The organism is Pseudomonas sp. VEM90 (assembly GCF_054611535.1).
Genome location: NZ_JBTRAR010000033.1, coordinates 33,025 through 56,019 on the forward strand (window position 1 = coordinate 33,025; position 22,995 = coordinate 56,019).

The 22,995-nt window shown below is 61.8% G+C and carries 20 protein-coding genes; 4 read left to right on the top strand and 16 right to left on the bottom strand.

The window, feature by feature from the left end; all coding sequences use genetic code 11:
- Positions 1-2 precede the first annotated feature (2 nt).
- Complete coding sequence (gene selD / locus ACYCCG_RS24420; protein WP_209967943.1) at positions 3-1,037, top strand: selenide, water dikinase SelD; 1,035 nt, start codon at positions 3-5, stop codon at positions 1,035-1,037.
- Positions 1,037-2,149: a tRNA 2-selenouridine(34) synthase MnmH gene (mnmH, locus tag ACYCCG_RS24425; RefSeq protein ID WP_339444416.1), complete on the top strand. Its 1,113-nt coding sequence runs from the start codon at positions 1,037-1,039 to the stop codon at positions 2,147-2,149. The genes selD and mnmH overlap by 1 nt, the downstream gene beginning before the upstream one ends.
- 134 nt (positions 2,150-2,283) lie before the next feature.
- On the opposite strand, the gene ACYCCG_RS24430 is transcribed toward mnmH, so the two are convergent.
- From ACYCCG_RS24430 to hmpA, 16 genes are all read right to left on the bottom strand, one after another.
- Positions 2,284-2,670: a lysozyme inhibitor LprI family protein gene (locus ACYCCG_RS24430; RefSeq protein ID WP_209967947.1), complete on the bottom strand. Its 387-nt coding sequence runs from the start codon at positions 2,668-2,670 to the stop codon at positions 2,284-2,286.
- Between the two features lie 20 nt (positions 2,671-2,690).
- The gene (locus tag ACYCCG_RS24435; protein ID WP_176685516.1) at positions 2,691-3,230 is read right to left on the bottom strand and encodes a hypothetical protein; all 540 of its coding nucleotides are present in this window, start codon (positions 3,228-3,230) and stop codon (positions 2,691-2,693) included.
- Positions 3,231-3,297: 67 nt separating this feature from the next.
- Positions 3,298-5,823 carry a TonB-dependent siderophore receptor gene (locus ACYCCG_RS24440; RefSeq protein WP_339444414.1) on the bottom strand — a complete coding sequence of 842 codons (2,526 nt, stop codon included), beginning with the start codon at positions 5,821-5,823 and terminating at the stop codon, positions 3,298-3,300.
- A gap of 76 nt (positions 5,824-5,899) precedes the next feature.
- Positions 5,900-6,871, bottom strand: coding sequence for a FecR domain-containing protein (locus ACYCCG_RS24445; RefSeq protein WP_176685514.1), 972 nt, complete (start codon positions 6,869-6,871; stop codon positions 5,900-5,902).
- Positions 6,868-7,395 carry a sigma-70 family RNA polymerase sigma factor gene (locus ACYCCG_RS24450; RefSeq protein ID WP_012051229.1) on the bottom strand — a complete coding sequence of 176 codons (528 nt, stop codon included), beginning with the start codon at positions 7,393-7,395 and terminating at the stop codon, positions 6,868-6,870. Before ACYCCG_RS24450 ends, ACYCCG_RS24445 begins: the two co-directional genes overlap by 4 nt.
- A gap of 56 nt (positions 7,396-7,451) precedes the next feature.
- Complete coding sequence (locus ACYCCG_RS24455) at positions 7,452-8,015, bottom strand: GNAT family N-acetyltransferase (RefSeq protein ID WP_176685513.1); 564 nt, start codon at positions 8,013-8,015, stop codon at positions 7,452-7,454.
- Between the two features lie 267 nt (positions 8,016-8,282).
- Positions 8,283-8,666, bottom strand: coding sequence for a YkgJ family cysteine cluster protein (locus ACYCCG_RS24460; RefSeq protein WP_016393961.1), 384 nt, complete (start codon positions 8,664-8,666; stop codon positions 8,283-8,285).
- Between the two features lie 160 nt (positions 8,667-8,826).
- A complete protein-coding gene (locus ACYCCG_RS24465) occupies positions 8,827-9,954 on the bottom strand; it encodes a hypothetical protein (RefSeq protein WP_209967953.1) in 1,128 nt (375 codons plus the stop codon).
- A 113-nt stretch (positions 9,955-10,067) separates the two neighbouring features.
- Entirely contained in the window at positions 10,068-11,276 is a 1,209-nt protein-coding gene (gene alaC, locus ACYCCG_RS24470; RefSeq protein ID WP_021781745.1) for an alanine transaminase, read from the bottom strand.
- Between the two features lie 308 nt (positions 11,277-11,584).
- Positions 11,585-12,472, bottom strand: a complete 888-nt coding sequence (cyoE, locus tag ACYCCG_RS24475) for a heme o synthase (protein ID WP_003248596.1) — start codon at positions 12,470-12,472, stop codon at positions 11,585-11,587.
- A gap of 11 nt (positions 12,473-12,483) precedes the next feature.
- A complete protein-coding gene (gene cyoD / locus ACYCCG_RS24480) occupies positions 12,484-12,816 on the bottom strand; it encodes a cytochrome o ubiquinol oxidase subunit IV (RefSeq protein WP_003248599.1) in 333 nt (110 codons plus the stop codon).
- Positions 12,816-13,439 carry a cytochrome o ubiquinol oxidase subunit III gene (gene cyoC / locus ACYCCG_RS24485; protein ID WP_019436939.1) on the bottom strand — a complete coding sequence of 208 codons (624 nt, stop codon included), beginning with the start codon at positions 13,437-13,439 and terminating at the stop codon, positions 12,816-12,818. The genes cyoD and cyoC overlap by 1 nt, the downstream gene beginning before the upstream one ends.
- 3 nt (positions 13,440-13,442) lie before the next feature.
- On the bottom strand, positions 13,443-15,461 hold the full coding sequence (gene cyoB, locus ACYCCG_RS24490) for a cytochrome o ubiquinol oxidase subunit I (protein WP_003248603.1): 2,019 nt from the start codon (positions 15,459-15,461) through the stop codon (positions 13,443-13,445).
- Positions 15,462-15,464: 3 nt separating this feature from the next.
- The gene (gene cyoA / locus ACYCCG_RS24495) at positions 15,465-16,406 is read right to left on the bottom strand and encodes a ubiquinol oxidase subunit II (RefSeq protein ID WP_176685511.1); all 942 of its coding nucleotides are present in this window, start codon (positions 16,404-16,406) and stop codon (positions 15,465-15,467) included.
- Between the two features lie 559 nt (positions 16,407-16,965).
- Positions 16,966-17,472 (bottom strand): disulfide bond formation protein B, encoded by a 507-nt coding sequence (locus tag ACYCCG_RS24500; RefSeq protein ID WP_176685510.1) that lies wholly within the window; start codon positions 17,470-17,472, stop codon positions 16,966-16,968.
- Positions 17,473-17,926: 454 nt separating this feature from the next.
- Positions 17,927-19,105, bottom strand: coding sequence for an NO-inducible flavohemoprotein (gene hmpA / locus ACYCCG_RS24505; protein WP_176685509.1), 1,179 nt, complete (start codon positions 19,103-19,105; stop codon positions 17,927-17,929).
- Positions 19,106-19,259: 154 nt separating this feature from the next.
- Between hmpA and norR the strand changes: the two genes are divergently transcribed.
- Together norR and ACYCCG_RS24515 are read left to right on the top strand one after the other, a co-directional pair.
- A complete protein-coding gene (gene norR, locus ACYCCG_RS24510; RefSeq protein WP_339444412.1) occupies positions 19,260-20,816 on the top strand; it encodes a nitric oxide reductase transcriptional regulator NorR in 1,557 nt (518 codons plus the stop codon).
- Between the two features lie 189 nt (positions 20,817-21,005).
- The coding region (locus tag ACYCCG_RS24515; protein WP_459672061.1) for an Ig-like domain-containing protein at positions 21,006-22,995 on the top strand (1,990 nt) is incomplete at its 3' end.

Sequence of the window (22,995 nt, forward strand, 5' to 3'; positions counted from 1 at the left end):
ATATGAGCGAGCCGATTCGCCTGACCCAGTACAGCCATGGCGCCGGCTGTGGTTGCAAGATATCCCCCAAGGTGCTGGACGTGATCCTCGCCGAAAGCGGCACCCAGGCCCTGGACCCGAAACTGTGGGTCGGCAATGCCTCACGCGACGATGCAGCAGTGTACGCGCTGGACGACGAGCGCGGCGTGGTTTCGACCACCGACTTCTTCATGCCGATCGTCGATGACCCTTACGACTTCGGCCGCATTGCCGCCACCAACGCCATCAGCGACATCTATGCCATGGGCGGCGACCCGTTGATGGCCATCGCCATCCTTGGCTGGCCGGTCAACGTGCTGCCACCGGAAGTCGCCCGCGAAGTCATCCGCGGCGGCCGTGCGGTATGCGCCGAAGCCGGTATCCCGCTGGCCGGCGGCCACTCGATCGACGCGCCCGAGCCAATCTTTGGCCTGGCCGTCACCGGCGTGGTCAATAAACGTCATCTCAAACGCAACGACACCGCCAGCGCAGGCTGCCAGCTGTACCTGACCAAGCCCCTGGGCATCGGCATCCTCACCACTGCCGAGAAAAAGGCCAAGCTGCGCGCGCAGGACCAGGGCCTGGCCCGCGACTGGATGTGCACCCTCAACACGCCCGGCAGCCGCTTCGGCAAGCTGAACGGGGTCAAGGCCATGACTGACGTCACCGGCTTCGGCCTGCTCGGCCACCTGGTCGAGCTGGCCGAAGGCAGCGGCCTCACCGCGCACCTGGACTACGCCGCCGTGCCACGCCTGCCTAGCGTCGACCACTACCTGGCCGAGGGCTGCATCCCCGGTGGAACCCTGCGCAACTACGACAGCTACGGACACAAGATCGGCACCCTCAGCGACGACCAGAAGCATCTGCTGTGCGACCCGCAAACCAGCGGTGGTTTGCTGGTAGCAGTGGCCCCGGAGGGTGAAGCCGAGTTCCTTGCCGAGGCTGCCGAACTAGGCCTGAAACTGTCCCCGATCGGCAAGCTGGTCGAGCGACAGAGCCATGCGGTCGAGGTGATCTGATGCGCCACGACTGCACCGACTTCCGTCAGCTGTTCCTCGACGACGTGCCAATGATGGACATGCGCGCCCCCGTCGAATTCGCCAAAGGCGCCTTCCCTGGGGTGGTAAACCTGCCGCTGATGACCGACCAGGAGCGGCAGAAGGTCGGCACCTGCTACAAGCAACAGGGCCAGGCCGCCGCCATCGCCCTGGGCCACCAGTTGGTCAGTGGCGCCACCAAACAGGCCCGTCTGGAGGCCTGGGCGGCGTTTGCCAAAACCCACCCTGAGGGTTACCTGTACTGTTTCCGTGGCGGCCTGCGTTCGCAGATCGTGCAGGGCTGGCTGCGCGATGAGGCGGGTATTCAGTACCCGCGTGTCAAAGGCGGCTACAAGGCCATGCGTACCTTCCTGCTGGAGACCACCCAGCAAGCGGTGGAGCAATGTGATTTCGTGCTGGTCGGTGGCCTGACCGGTACCGGCAAGACCGATGTCCTGCACCAACTGGACAACGTGCTCGACCTTGAAGGCCACGCCAACCATCGCGGCTCCAGTTTCGGCAAGCGCGCCACTGCGCAACCGGCGCAGATCGACTTTGAAAACCAGCTGGCAATCGACGTGCTGAAAAAGCGCGACCGCGGTATCGAGCAGTTCGTGCTGGAAGATGAAGGCCGCATTGTCGGCAGTTGCACGGTGCCACTGGAGTTGTACCAAGGCATGCAGCATTACCCCCTGGTGTGGCTTGAAGACAGCTTCACCAACCGCGTGGAGCGCATCCTGCGCGACTACGTGGTCAACCTGAGCGCCGAGTTCAAGGCCGTGCATGGCGAGGAAGACGGTCCCCGGCTGTTTGCCGAGCGCATGCTGCAGAGCATGGCCAATATCTACAAGCGTTTAGGTGGAGAGCGCCATCAGCGCTTGTCCGAGATGCTGCGCGAAGCCTTGCAAGAGCAGCAGCGCAGCGGCGCGGTAGACCTGCACCGGGGCTGGATCGAAGGCTTGCTGAACGAGTACTACGACCCGATGTATGCCTACCAGCGCGCAGCCAAGGCCGAGCGCATCGAGTTTGCCGGGGATGCCGTGGAAGTACGCGAGTACCTCAAGGCCCGGGCGCTGCGCCAACCGCGCAAATAGAACCAGCACCTTGCAGTCCCTGTAGGAGCGGGTTTACCCGCGAAGAAGACAACCCGGTGCATGACACCGGCAAAGCCGGTGTTCGCGGCTAAACCCGCGCCTGCAAATGTGGGCCAATCATGCCCGAACAGGCGCTACTGCCCAGGGCTAAGCACCCGCTCCAGCTCCGCCGCGCGGGCGCGGGTCATGTCCATCATGCAGGTGCCACCTTCCAACTGCGCCAGGGTCCCGCCACTGGCCTGTACATGGAACTGGCAATTGCCATCACGGTAAGTCAGCCACTTGCGTTGCACATCCCTCAGGCTCTTCTGCTGCCCGGAATCCAGCTTGCCCATCAATTGCTTGTACACCCGGTTCAACCGCTGGTCCTGCACTTGCGTTTCAGCCCCGATGCACGCGTTCATGGCCACGGTGCTGGAAGCCTTGTCCATGCACTGCCCGTAGGCCGCCGTGTAATCGTCCGCCATCGCTACCGGTAGCACGCAGGCCAGTGCCAGGCCGGCCAGGTAATGCTTGATCATGCTAACCCTCCTTGTGGGTTTCAAAGCGTCTGCGGCTGCTCCGGGGGCATCAACACCTTGCCTGGCTCGAAGCGCAGCGATGGCATTTGCGTCGCTGCATACAACGTTACCCCCAGGGCCGCAATCAAGGCGACATCAAGCCAGTTCCAGCCTGGCACGTCGTCAGCCCTTCGCGCCCTCCAGCAAAACCAGGCTTGCCCAAGGCAAAACACCACCATCGCTGCCAGCCACAGGTAGAAGCCTGCACCAAAGCCGGTAAGGTCATGAAACTCGTAGCTGCGGTTATCCGGCAAGCGGTCGATGCCAAAACTGCTGGCAGCCAGATACGCCGCGCCAAGCCCGGCCAGCAAGGCCAGCCGGCGAAACCGCCGATGGGCAAGGATGGCCAGGGCCAGCAGTGGGTTGGCGAACCATTGGTACAAGCCGAATGGCATACCCCATGGCCCGTACAGCAGCATCTGCAGGGCCGGCATGTGACGCTCGCCGCCCATCAGCGCACCATCGAAGAACAGGGCGAGCAGATACAGCAGCAGGCTGATACTCAGGTAGAAAACGGGCAAAGGGGATTCCTGAGAGAAACGGGACAGCCTACGACCTTAACCCAGGCCCTGCCCCGCTTCCAAACCCTCAATAGGTGCCGCGCAGGGTCACCATGAAGTTGCGTGGCTCACCATAGTAGTTGCCATAGGTCGAAGTACCCACGGTTTCGTAGTACTTCTTGTCGAACAGGTTGTTGCCGTTGAGCGTGACGTTCCAGTGATCATCGACACGGTATTCGACCAATGCGTTCCAGATCGCATAGCCGCTCTGGTCGAAGTCGAACGGTACGTTTCGCTCAACCAGCGCGCCGCTGCTGTCGTAGCGATTCACTGTACCGCTCATGTACGTGGCGCTTTGCACCTGCACGCCGCCGCCGACCTTGAAGTCGCTGAGGATACCCGGCAGCCGGTAGGTGCTGTACAGCTTGAACAGGTGCTTTGGCATCACCGTGCTCAGCGGTGCATCGGCGCTGCGGTTGCGGTTCAGGTTGAAGGTGTAGCCCCCCACCAGCATCCAGTCCGGCAGCAGCTCGCCAGACAGCTCCATGTCGATGCCCTTGCTCACCACCTTACCGTTGGACACATAGCAGCAGCTGCCCGAGAAGCCGGCGCTGGTGGCCAGGAAGTTCGGGTCTTGCACCGCTTCGTTTTCGCGGGTGCTGTAGTACAGCGCCACGCTGGCGTTGAGTGCGCCGTTGAACAACTCACCCTTGAGGCCGGTTTCGTAGGTTTTGCCGGTCATGGGCTCAAGCGGCGAACCGCTTTGCGCAGGGCCGCTGATTCGGCTGGACTGCGGTTTGTAGATTTCCGAATAGCTGACGTATGTCGACCATTGATCGTCAAGGTCGTAGACCAGGCCACCGAACGGGGTGACCTTGGTGCCTATACGCTGCTCCGGGCTGGAGATACTTGCTGGCGAGGTCAGGTTGTTGGTGTAGGTCTGCCAAAAGTGGAATCGCTGTGCACGCGCCCCGACAATCAGGTGCAGGGGTTCGGCCAGCTGCAAACGCAGGCTGCCGTACAGGCCGTACTGGCGTTGCGAGTTGGGGCTGTAGTCGCGCTTGTAGTCACGCCCGTTGCCGGGGTCGTCGAACGCCGAGCTGTCGGGGTCGAACACGTTGGCCGGCGCGCCCGATGCGGCATAAGGCGCAGTGCCCAGCCACCGGCTGTCGATCTTCTGGTAGTCGGCACCGAAGACCACTTCATGGTCCAGACCAAAGGCCTGGAAGTGGCCAGAGACGTTACCGTCATACAGGTGCTGCTCGTTCTCCTGGCGGGTCGAGGTGCCGTACCAGGTCGCCCCGGTATTGGTCACCGGGTCTACTGCATTCAGGGTGGTCGCCGTCTTGAACAGCCCAAGGTCCCAAGTGTTGGTGTAGCTGAGGTTGAGCTTCCAGTCGTCGTTGAATCGGTGGTCCACCTTGGCGAAGTACTCGCGTGCGGTGGCGTCGAGGTAGGCCCAATTCTTGGTCAGGCCGGTATGCCGTGGCAGGTTCAGGTCAGCACCATTGCTGTAGCGCGGCACCGCGCTGTTGCTGCCGGTTTCGTGGGACTTGTTGTAGCGAGCACCGAAGGTGAGCATGGTGTCGTCCGTAACGTCCGCCTCCAGCACGCCATACACCAACGGGCGCTCGGTGGCGCGGTTGTCGGTGAAATACTGGCGATCGGTGTTGGACATCACCAGGCGACCGCGCAGGCGGCCATCCCAGCCCAGCGGGCCGGACAGGTCGAACTCCTGGCGATAGTTGTCCCAGCTACCGGCCGACAGGGTCAGCTTCAGCTGGTTAAAAGAAGTTGGCCGCTTGCGCACCATGTTGATGATGCCACCCGGGTCACCCGAGCCACCATACAACGCAGCAGTACCGCGCAGCACCTCGATGTGGTCGAACTCGGCCAGTTCGAAGATGTTCGACGAATAGAACGAACCCATGGCAGTGCCCAGCGCCTGCGGTGCAGCGCCGTCGATCTGCAGGTTCTGGATGCTGAAACCACGCGAGAGGAAGTCCTGGGTGCGGAAGGTGGTGCTCTGGGTGACGATGCCCGGCGTCACTTTCATCGCCTGGTTGATGTCGGTCAGTTGCTGGTCTTCAATCAGCTGGCGAGTCACGGTCGACACCGATTGCGGCGTCTGGCGCAGGCTGGTCGGGGTCTTGGAGCCAACGCTGATCAGGCCCGGCGCGTAGGAGCCGGTGTTCTCGGTACTCTGGCCCATGCCCTGCCCGGCTACTGTGGTCACGCCGAGTTCCATCGCGTCACTGCTCACCGCCGCTTGCGGCTCGGCCACCAGCCGGTAGCCGTTATCGCTACGCTCTACCCGGTAACCACTGCCGGCCAGCAGCACGGCAAAACCGCTGTCCACCGAATACAGGCCATGCAGGCCTTTGCTTTGCAGGCCGGCCAGTGCTTCGGGGGTGAAGGCCAGCGACACGGCGGCTTGCTGGGCATAGCTACCAAGCGCCTGGGCCAGGTTGCCGGCGGGCACTTCGAAGCTACGGCGGGCGGCCTCCTCGGCGACGGCCGGCAGGGCCGCAACGGATAGGGCCAAACCGGCACAGGAAAGGCGCAAGGCCAGGGCTAGCGGGCTGAGGACGGGGTGGCCAGGGAATCGGCGCATGGTGGATCGGCTCCTTGTTCTTGATCGGTTGGCCTCTTGTCTGACGGGCCACTGCGCAGAAGCGGAACCACCTGGGTCAATTTTCTTGTGAGACGGGCTCGACCGTGGTCCACCAGCGGCCAACGCCGCCGATACGAATCGGCAGTGCCTCGGCCAGCAGGCGCAGGGCCCGCTCGCTGTCATCCAGAGGCAGTACCGCCGACACCTTGATCGCCCGCATTGCCTGGCGGTCGAAGCGCAGCACGCCACGGCGTTGCTCGGCCAGGGCATCGAGCACCTGGTCGAGCGGTACGCCGTCGGCCACCAACTGGTGATGCTGCCAAGCCCGATCGACCCGCGTCGGGTCGATGGCCGGCAACGGACCAAGCCCGTCACGCGCCACCCATGCCCGCTCGCCCTGGCCGACGACCAACTGATCGCCGGACACGGCACTGCGCGCCTCGACCCGGGACTCAAGCATGGTCAGTTCGCTGCGGGCACGGCCTTGGCTGACCACGAAACGCGTACCCAGGGCCTTGAAACTGCCTTCGTCGGTCTGTATCACGAAGGGTCGCGTCGGGTCATGGCTGACATCCACCAGCACCTGTCCATGCAGCAGGCGGATGCGCCGCTGGCCAGTGCTGAACTCCACATCCACGGCAGAGTTGCCCGCCAAGGTCAGCTGCGAGCCATCTTCCAGGGTTTGGCTGCGCCACTCGGCCGGCGCGGTATGCAAGTCGGCCAGCCAGTCCCGCGGCGTACCACCGGAAAGGCTCAGTGCGCCCAGCAAGGAGATTGCCAGGGCCACACCGAGCAAAGTGTGCCGTGCGCCCGAGCCTGGCGCCGAAACCCGTACACCGGCGCGCAGCCCGGCGCCCACCGGGCCGCGTTGCTCGCGCAGTGCCTGCACCTGGCTGATCACCCCTTGCATGCGGCGCAAGGTGGCGCCGTGGCGTGGGTCGGCCTGCAGCCAGGCGTCGAACTCACCTGCCTCGTCGGCATCCAGTTCACCCTCGCCCAGGCACAGGGCCCATTCGGCAGCTTCCTGTTCGATACGCGAGGGGTTCACGGTTCGGCAATGTCCAGCGTGCGGTGGCAATGGATCAGGGCCTGGGCCAGGTACTTGCGCACCATGCGTGGGGAAATCTGCAGGCGTTTGGCAATCTGCGGCTGGGTCAGGTCGTCCAGGTAGTAACCGACGAAAGCCTCGCGGGCATTCACGTGCAGGCCTTCCAGCAGGAAAGCGATCTGCTCCAGCGCTTCGAGGGTGATGAGGATGCTTTCGGGAGACTGGTGCCCCTCCAGCGCCTCGGCAGCCAAGGCAAGTTCGCTGAGATAGGCCTCTTCGATTTGCTGTCGACGCACCCGGTCGATCAACAGGCGGCGTGCAGTGGTACTGAGGTAGGCGCGTGGCTCGCGCATGCCCAGCAAGGCATCACGCGAGGCCAGGATGCGCACGAAGGTGTCCTGGGCGAGGTCGGCTGCGCTGTGCGAGCAGCGCAGCTTGCGACGTAGCCAGCTAAATAGCCAGCCATGGTGCTCACTGTAAAGCTGTTCAAGCGGGTACGGGCTCGGTGAGTCGGCTACGGGCATGGGGCACCGGGACACAAGTGAGAATTGTTCCCGAATAGTAGCTATTCGCCGTAAGCCTATGCAACAGGTGGTTCGAGCAACAAGCCGTAGATGCCAGAGTCGGACAGCTCACCTGCCACGCACCAGCGCGCTCGCAACGTGCCCTCCAGCACGAAGCCCTGGCGCTCAAGGGTGCGTGCCGAGCCTTGGTTGCGCGGATCGATTTCGCCTTCCAGGCGACGCATGTGCAGGGTGTGGGCGAGGTAGTCGATGAAGCAGGTCAGTGCTTCGTCCATGTAGCCCCTGCCCTGCATGGCGCTGGCCAGGCAGTAGCCGATTTCGCCACGGCGGGAAATATCGTCGATGTTGAACAGCTGGACCATGCCGATCAGTTCGCCGTTGTCGCGGCGGTACATGCCGAGCTTGAGCTGATCGCCATTGGCATAGGCTTCGCGGTCGGCGGCCAGGGCGCTTTCGGCCTCGGCCAGGTCCTGCCAGGGTGCATGGTGCCAATAGCGCATGACCTCGGGATCGGCCATGATCGCCAGCCACTGCGCGGCATCGGCATGGCGCATGGGGCGCAATTGCAGGCGCGGGCTGTCGAGGCAGAGGTCACTGGGGAAACTGCGGGGTGGGGTCACACCGGATCTCCTGTCCATTGCTGGGGAGATGACAGTTTAACGTCATGTGCTGGGTTCAGGCATCTCGGGGCTGCTTTGCAGCCCGTCGTCGGCAGGTTCACCACAGACCAGTAGCCTTGCACGATACCTGTAGGAGCGGCCTTGTGTCGCGAAAGGGCCACAAAGCGGCCCCGGCATTATTTGCATCGACGCTGAAACCCCGGGGCTACTGTGCAGCCCTTTCGCGACACAAGGCCCCACATTGACCGCGTCAGGCCGATCGATACTTCACGCCACCTCAGCCCCATCATCCGGCCAATGCGGCTCGTTCGCCCCCGGCGGAGTCAACGGTGGCAGCCCATACGCCGCCCGCGCATCATCGCAGCTCGGGTTATGAACCCCACCCTCCCAGGACGCCTCGAACTCGCGGCAAGGACTGGAACGGTTGGCGTAAATGGTACAGGCCACTTCCTTTCCGATCTCGCCCTGAAGGCTGACACAGCGGCAAGGCTTGGCATCGGTGCCGATCATGGCAACGCGGGTGGGGTTGATCTGCACCACCAGGTCGTCCGGCACAAGGCCCCCGGCAGACTGGCATTCGCCCCAGAAGAAGGACACACGGAAGTACCCGCAGCAGGCGCCGCAGTCAAGGCAAGGGTTATATTCAGACATGATGTCACGGAGGGAAGGTTGTTGTTATCGGGGCTGGCCCGCGGCGCCATTTTTAATCCAAGCGGGGGCCGCTGGATAGAGGGGGAATGAAAAAAAAATCACCGCTGATCCGGCCGCTGAACAAGGACGACCAATGCCTTCGCTGGTCGCCCCCTTGCAGTTAGCAGATGGGCTGATAAGTTTCAGCATCCCAGCGTTGCAAACCAAGGCCTGCGCTCGGCTCGTAGCCACCTCCCTGCACCTTGCTGAACTGCGTCTGCACGTCGCCACAATGCACCAGACGATCGCTTTTATCGCCCTCGGTGAGCACCGTGTAGGACTCACTACGCATCGCTTGGTACTGCCTGTCGGCAGCCGCCATGACCTGGTGATAGTTCATCAACTGGCTGCTGCTCAAGGCCAAGCGTTTCTCCAGTTGCACGCCCCAGCGGGTCAGGCAAACCTCGGCAAAGTGGCGAACGACCAGCCCGGGTTCGGCCAGCACCTTGCCATCGCCTGCGCCATCAGCCGAGGCGTTGCCTACCAGCGTGGCATGACGGCCCGGTATCGGATAAACGCATATCCGCGTCCCTTTGGCGACCGAAGGGATCACGCAGGCAAAACCTTTGGAGCGCTCATCCCTCGAGTAGAAGCCTACGTATTCTTTGACGTTATCCGCCAACGTTACGCGCTCGGCTTGCACGTTACCGACCCCAGGCACCGGGTCGATGGCAAATATGTTCACCGGTATGCCCCGCAATACCGGGTCTTGCGCCATGGCATTGGCCAGCATGTGGCAACTGATCCCTCCCCTGCTCCAGCCCACCAGGTTGACCTGGGTTGGCAGGCGCGGTTTGCGGAACATGCTGATGATGCGCTCCTGCAGTTCCTGCGGGGTTGGGTGGCGATCGCCGTAGTCGTAGGTTCGCCAGAACCATGAGGCGGAGGAAGCAACATCCGGAATCGGCACGCCGGCAGCTTTCAGCCGCTCGTATTCTTGCTCACTGAGTTTGGTGCGCCGCCAGTTGCTTTCGCCCTTGATGACCTGCAGTACATGGCTGACGTTCTCCTCCCAACCGCGACCAAACAGCTGGCCGGTCCAGTTGAAATAGCCGCCGGGTTCGACGAACAGGTTGTCATCCTGAAGGTTGCCGCTGCCTGGGCCGTCGACGGCGATCCAGTGGGCAAATTCCCGGCTCTGGTCGTTGCTGGCCAGGGTCGAGACCAGCTCGCCATTCCAGAAGTTGGGATTGGCATCGTCGAAACGGTGCGAGCCAGTGCCGCAGAAGTAGGCGGTGAAGACACTCATGGGGGATCTCTTTGGTGAGAAATGAGTGCTGAAGGTAGGCGTACGGGTAACCAGAAGGCAGGCGGAAAGCTCACCCAAGAGGCAGAAGGGGCTGCTTCGCAGCCCCAATGGGCTTACTTGCGAGCCAAACCGTCAGCCCGGAACATTTGCCGGATTCCGCGGATGGCCTGGCGAATACGGTCCTGGTTCTCGATCAGAGCAAAGCGCACATGGTCGTCCCCATAGTCACCAAAACCGATCCCCGGCGACACACAGACCTTGGCCTCGGCCAGCAGCTTCTTGGAGAACTCCAGCGAACCCAGATGCGCATACTCCGGCGGGATCTTCGCCCACACGTACATCGACGCCTTGGGGTTCTCGACCATCCAGCCCAGTTCGTGCAGCCCTTTGACCAGCAGGTTGCGGCGCTGGCGATACTGCTCGGCAATGTCGCGGACGCACTGCTGGTCGCCTTCCAGCGCGGCAATGGCCGCGACCTGTAGCGGGGTGAAGGTGCCGTAGTCGTGGTAGCTCTTGATCCGCGCCAGGGCGCTGACCAGCTCAGGGTTGCCGACCATGAAGCCGATGCGCCAGCCGGCCATGTTGTAGCTCTTGGACAGGGTAAAGAACTCCACCGCAATGTCCTTGGCCCCCGGGACCTGCATGATCGACGGGGCTTTCCAGCCATCGTAGACGATGTCGGCATAGGCCAGGTCATGCACCACCAGCACGTCGTACTGCTTGGCCAGGGCCACCACTCGCTCGAAGAAGTCCAGTTCCACGCACTGGGCGGTGGGGTTGGACGGGAAGCCGAGGATCATCATCTTAGGCTTGGGGATGGACTCGCGGATGGCCCGCTCAAGCTCGTTGAAGAAGTCCACACCCGGTACCAGCGGCACCGAACGCACCTGGGCACCGGCGATCACTGCGCCGTAGATGTGGATCGGGTAGCTGGGGTTAGGCACCAGCACTGTGTCGCCCTGGTCGAGGGTGGCCAGCATCAGGTGGGCCAGGCCCTCTTTCGAGCCGATGGTAACGATGGCTTCGCTTTCCGGGTCGATGTCGACCTCGTAGCGGTCCTTGTACCAGTTGGAGATGGCCCGGCGCAGGCGCGGGATTCCGCGAGAGGTGGAGTAGCCGTGGGTGTCTTCACGTTGGGCGACCTGTACCAGCTTCTCGACGATGTGCGGCGGGGTGGCGCCATCGGGGTTGCCCATGCTCAGGTCGATGATGTCCTCGCCACGACGGCGGGCAGCCATCTTGAGCTCGGCGGTGATGTTGAAGACGTAGGGGGGGAGACGATCAATGCGCGCAAAGCGGCGCGGCGAACCTGGGTTGGCCATGGCTTCCTCTGATTACGTAAGCGCCCGGAACCGTCCGAGCGACGCTGGCCGATGTGGCGGCCTGAGTCAGAAGATAGTGCTGAAACAGGATACCTGTAAAGGATAATTTCCTGTTTTTTTAGAACTTTTCAGATCTATTGTTTGAAAATCAGAGATTTATATTTTCCTGGGCTGGCCTCTTCGCGGGTAAACCCGCTCCTACAGGAACCTTGTAGGAGCGGGTTTACCCGCGAAGAGGCCAGCCCAGGAAAAACATCAAAAAAAAACCCGGCGCAGAGGCCGGGGTTTTCGTGAAACAGGCAGCAGTTTCAGCGAGCGTAGGTCATCAGCACGTCCGCAGCAGTCTGGCTGTCCACACCCATCATCACGCTCAGGGCAGTAACGGTGAGGATGGAGAAGCCGAACACCTTGCGGGCCCACTTGCTGTCGTCCTCGGCCTTGTAACCACCCCAGGCCATGTACAGCCAGTACAGGCCCATGGCTGCTGCCACGGCCAGGTAGCCGAGGCCGGCGTAACCGCCGAGGGTAAGCATCAGGGTGGCGAGCACGAAGGCCAGCACGTACAGCACGATCTGCTTTTTCGCCGCGAGGATGCCACGTGCCACCGGCAGAACCGGAATGTTGGCAGCGCTGTAATCCTTGAAGCGGAAGATCGCGATGGCAAAGCTGTGCGGCATTTGCCAAAGGCTGAACATCACCAGCAGGGTTACCGCAGCCAGGTCGAAGCTGTTGCTCACGGCGCAGTAGCCGATCACCGGAGGCATGGCACCCGACAGGCTGCCGACCAAGGTGCCGTGCACCGACTTACGCTTCAGCCACAGGCTGTAGAAACCGACGTAGACGACAAAGCCAATCAGTGCGCAGAACGCAGACAGCGGGTTGGCCTGGACATACAGCAGGCTGAAACCCGCCACCCCGAGCAGGGTGGCGTAGATCAGCGCGAGGGGCAGCGACATGCCGCCCTGAACCATGACTCGGTTTTTGGTGCGCTCCATCTTGTGGTCGATGTCACGGTCGATGCAGTTGTTGAACACGCATCCGGACGCAACCACCAGAGAAGTACCGATCACCACCGCCAGGAACAGGGCGAAATCCACATGGCCCTTCGAGGCAAGGAAGAAACCGCCTGCCACGGAAAGCACGTTACCGAAAATGATCCCCGGTTTGGTGATTTGGATAAAGTGCTTAACGGACATGCAGTCTTACCTCACTTGGCCAACATTTCGAAGTGGATGCTGAACATGATCCACAGCGACAGGCCGACAAGCAGAGCGATCACCAGGGTGGTGAACAGGAACGTCGAAACGTTGTTGCGTTGCTCTTTCGAGCGGTCCATGTGCAGGAAGTAAACCAGGTGAACAACCACCTGGATCACGGCCATGGCAACAATGATCAGAACGGTCAGGTTCTTCGGCAGGCTGGCGGTCATGGCCAGGCCGAACGGGATCGCAGTCAGGATGATCGACAGTACAAAACCGATCATGTACGACTTGACGCTGCCGTGATTACCTTCGTGATGAGTGTCGTGTGCGTTAGCCATTACAGAACCCCCAGCAGGTAAACGACGGTGAATACGCAGATCCAGACCACGTCCAGGAAGTGCCAGAACAGGCTCAGGCAACTCATGCGGGTCTTGGCGGTCGGCGTGATGCCGTGCTTGTTGATCTGGTACATCATGATTGCCATCCAGATCAGACCAGCAGTCACGTGCAGACCGTGGGTACCTACCAGGGCGAAGAAGCCCGACAGGAAGCCACTGCGCTGCGGGCCGAAGCCCTCGCTGATCAGGTGATGGAACTCATAGATTTCCATCGCGATGAAGCCTGCACCGAACAGGAAGGTCACAGCCAACCAGCCCAGTACGCCAGCTTTCTTGCCATCGAACATCTTCAGCATGGCGAAGCCGAAGGTGATCGAGGACAGCAGCAGGAGCAGCGTTTCAACAGCTACGAAATCGAGCTGGAAGATGTCATGACCCGACGGGCCGCCGGCAAAACTGCCGGACAGCACCGCGTAGGTGGCGAAGAGCGACGCAAACAGGATGCAGTCGGTCATCAGGTACAGCCAGAAGCCCAGTACGGTCATCTGGCCCGAGTCGTGGTGGTGGTCGTCGTGCCCATGGTCGTGACCATGAGCAGCGCCGTGCATTACTTGACTGGACATTGATTACACCCGCTCAAACGATTCGACACGTGCGCCGGCAGGCAGAGCACCTGCTTTGGCCAGCGCTTTCATACGCTCGCCTTCGATGCGCGCCACTTCTTCGGCCGGAACCATGTAGCCCTGGTCGTCACGCGCAGCGTGGCGAACGAAGACAGCGATGGTTGCAACCAGGCTCGCGCCAACCAGCCACCAGATGTGCCAGATGAAGGCGAAGCCGAAGACGGTCAGGAACAGGCCCATGAACAGACCGGTAGCGGTGTTGCTCGGCATGTGAATGGCTTCGTACTTGGCCGGAGCCTTGTACGCAACGCCTGCTTCCTTGGCTTCGTGCCAGCAGTCCAGGCCAACTTTCTCAGGCATGTGAGCGAAGTTGTAGAACGGAGGTGGCGAAGAAGTCGACCATTCCAGGGTACGGCCGCCCCATGGGTCGCCGGTCACGTCCAGGTTCTGGTTGCGGTCGCGGACCGAAACGAAGATCTGGATCAGCTGGCAAGCGATACCGAACAGGATCAGCACGGCGCCGACAACGGCTACGTACAGGTAGGGTTCCCACAGTGGGTTGTCGGAGTGGTTCAGACGACGGGTCATGCCCATGAAGCCCAGGGCGTACAGCGGCATGAACGCAACGTAGAAGCCCGACAGCCAGAACCAGAAGGCAGCTTTGCCCCACTTCTCGTTCAGGGTGAAGCCGAAGGCTTTCGGGAACCAGAAGGCGAAACCGGCGATGTAGCCGAATACCGCGCCACCGATGATCACGTTGTGGAAGTGCGCAATTACGAACAGGCTGTTGTGCAGAACGAAGTCAGCACCCGGAACGGCCAGCAGTACGCCAGTCATGCCACCGATGGAGAAGGTGACCATGAAGCCCAGGGTCCAGAGCATCGGTGCGGTGAAGCGCACACGGCCTTGGTACATGGTGAACAGCCAGTTGAACAGCTTCACACCGGTCGGAATGGAGATCAGCATCGTCGCCAGGCCGAAGAAGGTGTTGACGCTGGCGCCGGCACCCATGGTGAAGAAGTGGTGCAGCCATACAGCAAAGCCGAGGATGGCGATCGCGCCCGATGCGTAAATCATCGAGTGGTGGCCGAACAGGCGTTTGCCAGAGAACGTCGAAGTTACTTCCGAGAACACGCCGAAGGCCGGCAGGATCAGGATGTAAACCTCAGGGTGACCCCACGCCCAGAACAGGTTGACGTACATCATCGGGTTCCCACCAAGCTCGTTGGTGAAGATGTGGAAGTCCAGATAACGGTCAACAGTCAGCAGAGCGAGTGCAGCAGTCAGGATCGGGAACGAAGCGACGATCAGTACGTTGGCCCAGGTGCAGGTCCAGGTGAAGATCGGCATGTCCATCAGCTTCATGCCAGGTGCGCGCATCTTCATCACGGTGACGAGGAAGTTCACGCCGGTAAGCGTCGTACCCAATCCGGATAGCTGTAGCGCCCAGATGTAGTAGTCGACACCCACCCCAGGGCTGTACTGAATGCCCGCGAGCGGCGGATAGGCAACCCAGCCGGTCTTGGCGAATTCACCAACGCCCAGCGAGATGTTGACCAGCAGCACGCCTGCCAGCAGCAGGTAGAAGCTCAGGGAGTTCAGGAACGGGAAGGCAACGTCACGTGCACCGATCTGCAGAGGAACCGCCAGGTTCATCAGACCGGTGAAGAACGGCATCGCCATGAAGATGATCATGATCACACCGTGAGCGGTGAAGATCTGGTCATAGTGTTCAGGCGGCAGATAGCCTTCGGAGCCGCCGGTTGCGGCAGCCAGCTGGGTACGCATCATGATGGCGTCGGCGAAGCCGCGCAGCAGCATGACCATCGCGACGATGATGTACATCACGCCGATCTTTTTGTGGTCGACAGTAGTCAGCCACTCGCTCCACAAGTAGGTCCACTTGCGGAAATAGGTGATAAGACCGACGACAGCGATACCGCCGAGCGCGATCATGGCAAGCGTCACCATGACTATCGGCTCGTGATAGGGTATCGCCTCCAGGCTTAGTTTACCGAACATCTCTTACTCCTCTGCACCGGCAGCTGGTTGCATACTCGATTCCACACCCTTGGTTGTGGCCAGATCTGTGCTGCCTGCTTCTTCGTGGCTACGACCGCGGTTCATGCCTTCGTACTTGTCGACGATCAGCTGGAACTGCTCAGGCGAAGCCTCGCTGTACAGCGCGACCGGGTTGTTTTCGCTTGGTTTGGCCAAGGCGGCATATTCGGCCTTGTCCAGCTTCTTCGGCGACTGCTTGACTTCAGCGACCCACTTGTCGAAGTCTTCCTGAGAGGTGGCAGTAGCCTTGAATTTCATGCCGGTGAAGCCAGCACCGCTGTAGTTGGCGCTGATACCGTCGAATTCGCCATTTTCGTTGGCGATCAGGTGCAGCTTGGTGGTCATGCCGGCCATGGCGTAGATCTGGCCGCCCAGGCCCGGGATGAAGAACGAGTTCATCACGGCGTCGGAAGTGACGCGGAAGTTGACCGGGGTATTAGCCGGGAAGACGATCTTGTTGACCGTGGCAATGCCCTGCTCCGGGTAGATGAACAGCCACTTCCAATCCAGCGCGACCACGTCGATCTGAACCGGCTTCACGTCCGAATCAAGCGGACGATAAGGGTCCAGCTTGTGGGTGGAGTGGTAGGTGACGTAACCCAGGGCGATGATGATCAGGATCGGGATGATCCACACCGCGGCCTCGATCTTGGTCGAGTGCGACCAGTCAGGGGTGTAGGTGGCTGCCTTGTTGGAAGCACGGTACTTCCAGGCGAACGCCAGGGTCATGATGATGACAGGAATTACCACCAGCAGCATCAGGCCGGTAGCGATCAGGATCAGGTTCTTTTGCTCAATGCCGACCTGGCCCTTCGGGTCGAGCAGGGTCCAGTTGCACCCACTGAGTAAAAGCATGCCTAAAAAGGGCAATATGCCAAACAGTCTGGGGTAACGCTTTTTACTCATCTCACGACCTCTAGATCAGCTTGCTTCAATGCAATTTGTGTTTTGGTAGCCAACACTTCGTCCTGCCAAGTGAGGCATTTCGCGCCCGTACTCACTCCTGCCTGGGGTCCGACTGCAGGACCTTGGCTTCAAGCGGGTTAGCGGTGCTTATGGTTTCGTAGGCAACAGGCCTGTACTTCAGACCAAGTCCATTTGGTGCGGGAAAACGCGGAGGGGTGTCCGCCCGGTATCGCCGTTGGGCGAAACTTGACGAAGTCAGCAAAAAGGAGCGCTGAGGCTTCCTTCAATCCTGCGACTCGCAAGCAGTGCCGAACGGAAATTGGGGGCGATTGTAGATAGGTCGCCAACCCTTGACTATGACTTATTGAGCAACAGTCTTTTACAGAATCCGTAACAATGATGCTCAAGAATTCAACTTCGCGACAGTTTGTCGCACCCCGCTTGCCAGGCCTCAAAGCCGCATTCTGCAAGGCTTAGGGATTGATCTGGATCAAGCGGTGCGCAACTTTTCCCTCTCCTCATGCGGTGCAAAAGACCCCATGCAATTCGGGACTTTTGTCTAAACCTGGCGTCGGTTGCGGTAGATACCGAGCGGAACCAGGACGGCGGTCAGCACGAACGCCACAAGTGCCCATTGCGCCAGCGACAGACCGAGGATCGGCGGGTAGGGTGTGCTGCAGAAGCCGTCGACCTGAAATGCCAGTGGCCACAGCTTTGCCAGTGGCAGGTCATCCACGATCGGCTGCAAGGTATCGATACCGCAACTGACCATGGGGTTGGCGAGTATATACACATGGTTGCCGGCCGCAACGATTCCGCCAATTGCACTGATCACCACCAGCGCTTCGAAGAAGGTCAGGCTGCGGCGCCCGGGCATCGCCGCCGCGATGAAGGCAAACACGGCAATGAACAGCAGTGCATAACGTTGCAGGATGCACAACGGGCAAGGTGCCTCGCCCAGCACCACTTGCATGTAGAGGGCACCGCCGATCAGCGAGAGGCAGATCAGGCCCAACAGCACCAGAAAGCGCCGTTCCCGATTCAGGCGCGATGTTTGTTCGTTCATTGCCGGTTCCTTCGATGGATAGTGGCAGCGTGGTCCGCCTGCCTGGGCGCAAGTCTACACGCTGGGCAGGGCCTGTGAGCGTGCCGAGGAAGCGGTGCGATAGCACTGCGCAGGACTATCCGGTGTGGCTGAGACCGGCCGCAACGACGTCGGTTCAACGCCAGGCGGCAAAAAACGGCTGCCCAGGTGCCGCGCAGGGGCAAGCCCCTCGACACCCGGGAGTGAAGGATAACGTGATTAAAGGACGATTAAGGATGAAAGCTGCGCAGGTGTTTTCATCTCTTCTTTATATATAGGCAGAAAGGTGTGCTGCAGCGGGGGGCTAGTACGCTATAGGCCTGTACCGGCCCCTTCGCGGGTAAACCCGCTCCTACAGTTACGGCACCCCATTCAAGACCGGTGCAATGCCTGTAGGAGCGGGCTTGCCCGCGAAGAGGCCGGCACAGGCGCTACATCACTCCAGCGCTGCCGCCGGCCCGAAGAACTCGTAGCGGCTCTGCTGCTCCGGCACGCCCAAGCCCTTCAACTGACGCTTGACCGCCGCCATGAAGCCCTTGGGCCCGAGGAAGTAGGCATCCACGTCACGTTCCCGCGGCAGCCACTCTGCCAGCAGGTCTTCACTCAGCAAACCCACCGCATCGGCTGCAGCGCCCCCTTCCGGCTCGGCATAGCAGTAGAAGCGCTTGAGCTGTGGATGACGCGCCGCCAAGCCATCGATCCAGTCGCGGAAGGCATGCACCGCGCCGTTACGCGCACAGTGGATGAAATGCACCTCGCGCCGGGTTTGCAGTGCTGCCTGCAGCATTGCCAGGGTCGGGGTAATGCCCACCCCTCCACTGATCAGCACTAGCGGCTTGTCGCTGGCTGCCAGGGTAAAGTCCCCCGCAGGCGGGAACAGTTGCAGGGTATCGCCCACCACCAGCTCATCGTGCAGGTAGCTGGAGACCTTGCCGCCCGCCTCGCGCTTGACGCTAATGCGGTATTCCTTGCCGTCGCACAGCGCCGACAGGGAATAGTTACGGCGCTGCTCGGCACCGTCAATGTCAAGCTTCAGGCCGATGTACTGGCCAGGTTCTGCCTTGAGCACCGGCATGCCGTCCACCGGGGCGAAGTAGAACGAAACGATCTCGCTGCTTTCCTGCTCACGGCGTACCAGGCGGAATTCACGTGTACCGCGCCAGCCACCCTCGGCCTCTTCCTTCTCTTTATAAAGGTTTTCTTCAGCGCCAATCAGAATGTCGGCCAGCTGGCCATAGGCCGCGCCCCAGGCGTCGATCACCGCAGGGGTGGCAATGTCCTTGCCCAGCACTTCTTCGATGGCGCGCAGCAGGCAGCTTCCGACAATCGGGTAGTGCTGCGGCAGAATCTGCAGGGCAACATGCTTGTTGATGATCTGCCCGACCAGGCCGCCCAGTTGCTCCAGTTGGTCGATATGGCGGGCATACATCAACACGCCGTTAGCCAGCGCACGCGGCTGATCGCCGCTGGCCTGGTGGGCCTGGTTGAACAGCGGCCGTACCTCGGGGTACTCGCTGAGCATCATCTTGTAGAAGTGGGTGGTCAGTGCTTCGCCGCCGCTTTCCAGCAGGGGTACAGTGGCCTTGATGATTGCACGTTGTTCGGCATTGAGCATTGCAACAACTCCTGAGCCTGTGGCTTCAAATGACTGCCCATGCCATTACAGCAATCGTGCCAACTTTTAACGCCAGCAAAATCAGGGGCTTGATGCAGGTCATGTCAAAACGACCTACCCCCGCGTATAGTCATATCGACCCATAGGAGTCCATATGACTACAAAGCCACTGCTCACCGCCCTGCTGCCTCTGGTCAGCGACCTGTCCCGCGATTTGCCCGACCAGGAACGCTACCGCCGCCTGTTGCAAGCCATGCGTGGCCTGCTGCCGTGCGATGCCGCAGCACTGCTGCGACTGGATGGCGAATGGCTGGTACCGCTGGCAGTGGATGGCCTTAGCCCCGACACCCTCGGCCGGCGCTTTCGGGTCAGCGAACACCCGCGTTTCCAGATACTGCTCAGCCGCCCGGAGCCCACCCGTTTCGCCAGCGATTCCGAACTGCCCGACCCCTACGATGGTTTGGTCCACGCCCCCGATGCGGACCTCGAAGTGCACGACTGCATGGGCTGCCCGTTGATGGTCGATGAGCGCCCATGGGGCCTGCTCACCCTCGACGCCCTCACCCCCGGGCAGTTCCAGAGCCTGGAACTGGATGCCCTGCAGGCTTTTGCCAGCTTGGCGGCCGCCACCGTTACCGTGGCCGAGCGTATCGAGCACCTGGCCCTGCGCGCCGAAAACGAGCACCATCGCGCCGAGCTCTACCGCCAGGCCAGCAGCCAGAATAGAGAGCTGATTGGCCAGAGCCCCGCGCACAAACGCCTTGTGGAAGAAATTCGTCTGGTCGGCAGCAGCGACCTGACCGTGCTGATTACCGGCGAGACCGGCGTCGGCAAGGAGCTGGTGGCCCAGGCCCTGCACCAGGCCAGTAGCCGCTCCGACAAGCCGCTGATCAGCCTCAACTGTGCCGCCCTGCCCGACACCTTGGTGGAAAGCGAACTGTTCGGCCATGTGCGCGGCGCCTTCACCGGTGCGCATGGCGAGCGCCGCGGCAAGTTCGAGCTGGCCAACGGCGGAACACTGTTCCTCGACGAAGTGGGCGAACTGCCGCTGACGGTGCAGGCGAAGCTGTTACGCGTGCTACAAAGCGGCCAACTGCAGCGCCTGGGTTCGGACCGCGAGCACCGGGTCGACGTGCGTCTGATCGCAGCGACCAACCGCGACCTGGCTGCCGAGGTGCGTACGGGCAACTTCCGCGCCGACTTCTATCACCGCCTCAGCGTATACCCGCTGCACGTGCCACCGTTGCACGAACGTGGGCGAGACGTGCTGCTATTGGCGGGCTACTTCCTCGAACAGAACCGTTCACGGCTGGGCCTGAACAGCCTGCGCCTGAGCCATGAGGCCCAAGCCGCGTTGATCGCCTACGACTGGCCAGGCAATGTGCGCGAACTGGAACACCTGATCGGCCGCTCGGCCCTCAAGGCGCTGGGCCAGCACCCTGACCGGCCACGTATCCTCACCCTCGACGCCATCGACCTGGACCTGCGCGTGTCGGCAGCGACGCCAGGCACGCTGCCCTCCCCCGCTGCACCGCTGCAAGTGGTCACCCCGCCTGAAGGCGGCTTACGTGAAGCCGTCGATATTTACCAGCGACAGGTGATCGAAGCCTGCCTGCAGCGGCATCAGGACAACTGGGCAGCAGCGGCCCGCGAACTCGGTCTGGACCGCGCAAACCTGAGCCGTTTGGCCCGCAGGCTTGGGCTTCGCTGAGGCTTTTCTACCAAAGGATTAACCCAGAAAGCCATCTGGTTGCTTCCCCACCGGCTGCTATATCTCCCTAACCACCCGTTTGTCGACTGCCTGGTCGAGGCTGTGCGTAAAAACCCTGAGAGGGCTCTGTTACGTCGGTCGTGGCCCAAATGTCGGGCCGGGGGATCCGGATATCAGCAGGGAGCATCCATGGACAACATCGTCGTCGCCGATAAGCAATCCGAAGTCGCCACTCAGAGCGCCTGGGGCAATATCAATCTCAAAGCACCAAGCGTCGTTCAGATACCGGTATCTCCCGACAAAGTGGCCACCGTTACCCAACGCGGGCAGGACCTGATCGTCACCCTGAAGTCGGGTGAAAAAGTCACCATCGGTAACTTCTTCGCCGTGGACCAGGCCGGCGTCGGCAGCGATATGGTCTTCGTCGGCGAAGACGGCACCCTGTGGCATGCCCAGTACGATGCGGCAGCGTTCACCGGTTTCACCTTCGAAGAAGTGGCCTCGCTGGACGAACTGGTTGCGGGCATCGGTACTGCAGGCAGCGCCATGCCAACTTGGGCGATTGCCGGGCTCAGCCTGCTCGGCGTGGGCGGCGCGGCAGCAGCGGCGGACAATGGAGGCGGGGGCAGCAGCGGCGGTTCCGACCCCGACACCAGCGCACCGGCCACGCCGATCGACCTGCTGGTTTCACCGGATGGCCTGCGTCTGACCGGCCGTGGCGAAGCAGGCACCACGGTGAACATCCGCGACGCCGCCGGCAACCTGATCGGCAGCGGCACAGTGGGTGCCGACGGCAACTTCGACGTGACGTTGAGTGCGCCGCAGATCAACAGCGAAAACCTTGATGTCACCCTGACCGACGCCGCCGGCAATGTCTCGGCGCCTGGCACTGTCACTGCGCCGGACGCAACGGCACCACTGGCGCCGACCGACCTGGCTATCAATGAACAGGGCACCACGCTCACCGGTCGTGCCGAGCCCGGCTCGACGGTTTCCGTACGAGGCGCAGGTGGCGTATTGCTGGGCACTGCTGTGGCCGGTGTCGACGGCCAGTTCAGCATCACTCTGCAACCGCCACAAATCGACGGCCAGGCCCTGGAGATCAGCGCCGCAGACGCGGCTGGCAATAGCTCGCCAGTTGCCAGCATCACGGCACCGGACGTCGACACCCCTGATACTACAGCCCCTGAACAACCGACCGACCTGGCCCTGGCCGAAGGCGTCACCTTCACGGGTCGCGGTGAGCCCGGCGCTACCGTGCAGGTACGCGATGCCGGCGGTGCTGTCATCGGTACTGGTGTCGTCGGGGCCGACGGCCTGTTCAGCCTCACCCTGTCGCCGGCCCAGGCCAATGGTGAAGCACTCGACGTGCGTCTGGTGGATGCCGCCGGTAACAGCTCTACCCCACTGCAATTCGATGCGCCGGACATTACCCCGCCCGATGCGGTGAGCAGCATTGCCGTCGACGCTGACGGCCTGGCCCTGAGCGGTCGCGGCGAACCCGGCGCCACTGTCGAAGTGCGCGACGCCAATGGCACCGTGATCGGCACAGGTGTTGTGGGAGCCAATGGCACCTTCCTGATTGATCTGGATCCGGCGGTGCAGCCGGGCGAGCAGTTGAGTCTGGTACAGGCCGACCCAAGCGGCAATGCGTCCGTGGCTACCGAGTACGACGTCCCACTGACCTCCGCGCCCGACAGCCCAAGCAATCTGGCCATCGATGCTGATGGCATCACCCTCACCGGTACCGCGCCAGCCGGCAGCCGTGTGCAGGTGCATGATGCCAACGGCACGTTGATTGGCAGTGCCATTGCCAACGCCGATGGCAGCTTCAGCATCGAACTGAATCCCGCACAAGCCAACGGCGAACTGCTGGACGTGGTCGCCATCGATGACGGCGGCGTTTCCTCACTGCCCACCCAGATCACCGCCCCCGACATCACCGCCCCTGCCGCACCGACCGAGTTGGTGATCAATGCCGACGGCAGCGTGGTCACCGGCCGCGCCGAACCGGGCAGCACCGTACGCGTGCTGGCCGCCGACGGCACCACTGTGCTGGGTAGCGTGGCAGTGGGCGCTACCGGCAGCTTCAGCATCACCCTCGACCCGCCACAGGTAGACGGCGAGGTGCTGCAAGTCACCGCCACCGATGTGGCAGGCAACGCCTCCACCGCCGGCA

Bases quoted from the DNA above. Each gene is read 5' to 3' on its own strand.
- cyoA (WP_176685511.1), bottom strand. From the start codon at position 16,406: ATGAGTAAAAAGCGTTACCCCAGACTGTTTGGCATATTGCCCTTTTTA.
- cyoB (WP_003248603.1), bottom strand. From the start codon at position 15,461: ATGTTCGGTAAACTAAGCCTGGAGGCGATACCCTATCACGAGCCGATA.
- cyoE (WP_003248596.1), bottom strand. From the start codon at position 12,472: ATGTCCGTTAAGCACTTTATCCAAATCACCAAACCGGGGATCATTTTC.
- cyoD (WP_003248599.1), bottom strand. From the start codon at position 12,816: ATGGCTAACGCACACGACACTCATCACGAAGGTAATCACGGCAGCGTC.
- norR (WP_339444412.1), top strand. From the start codon at position 19,260: ATGACTACAAAGCCACTGCTCACCGCCCTGCTGCCTCTGGTCAGCGAC.
- mnmH (WP_339444416.1), top strand. From the start codon at position 1,037: ATGCGCCACGACTGCACCGACTTCCGTCAGCTGTTCCTCGACGACGTG.
- ACYCCG_RS24500 (WP_176685510.1), bottom strand. From the start codon at position 17,472: ATGAACGAACAAACATCGCGCCTGAATCGGGAACGGCGCTTTCTGGTG.
- ACYCCG_RS24430 (WP_209967947.1), bottom strand. From the start codon at position 2,670: ATGATCAAGCATTACCTGGCCGGCCTGGCACTGGCCTGCGTGCTACCG.
- cyoC (WP_019436939.1), bottom strand. From the start codon at position 13,439: ATGTCCAGTCAAGTAATGCACGGCGCTGCTCATGGTCACGACCATGGG.
- ACYCCG_RS24465 (WP_209967953.1), bottom strand. From the start codon at position 9,954: ATGAGTGTCTTCACCGCCTACTTCTGCGGCACTGGCTCGCACCGTTTC.
- ACYCCG_RS24450 (WP_012051229.1), bottom strand. From the start codon at position 7,395: ATGCCCGTAGCCGACTCACCGAGCCCGTACCCGCTTGAACAGCTTTAC.
- hmpA (WP_176685509.1), bottom strand. From the start codon at position 19,105: ATGCTCAATGCCGAACAACGTGCAATCATCAAGGCCACTGTACCCCTG.
- ACYCCG_RS24460 (WP_016393961.1), bottom strand. From the start codon at position 8,666: ATGTCTGAATATAACCCTTGCCTTGACTGCGGCGCCTGCTGCGGGTAC.
- selD (WP_209967943.1), top strand. From the start codon at position 3: ATGAGCGAGCCGATTCGCCTGACCCAGTACAGCCATGGCGCCGGCTGT.
- ACYCCG_RS24440 (WP_339444414.1), bottom strand. From the start codon at position 5,823: ATGCGCCGATTCCCTGGCCACCCCGTCCTCAGCCCGCTAGCCCTGGCC.
- alaC (WP_021781745.1), bottom strand. From the start codon at position 11,276: ATGGCCAACCCAGGTTCGCCGCGCCGCTTTGCGCGCATTGATCGTCTC.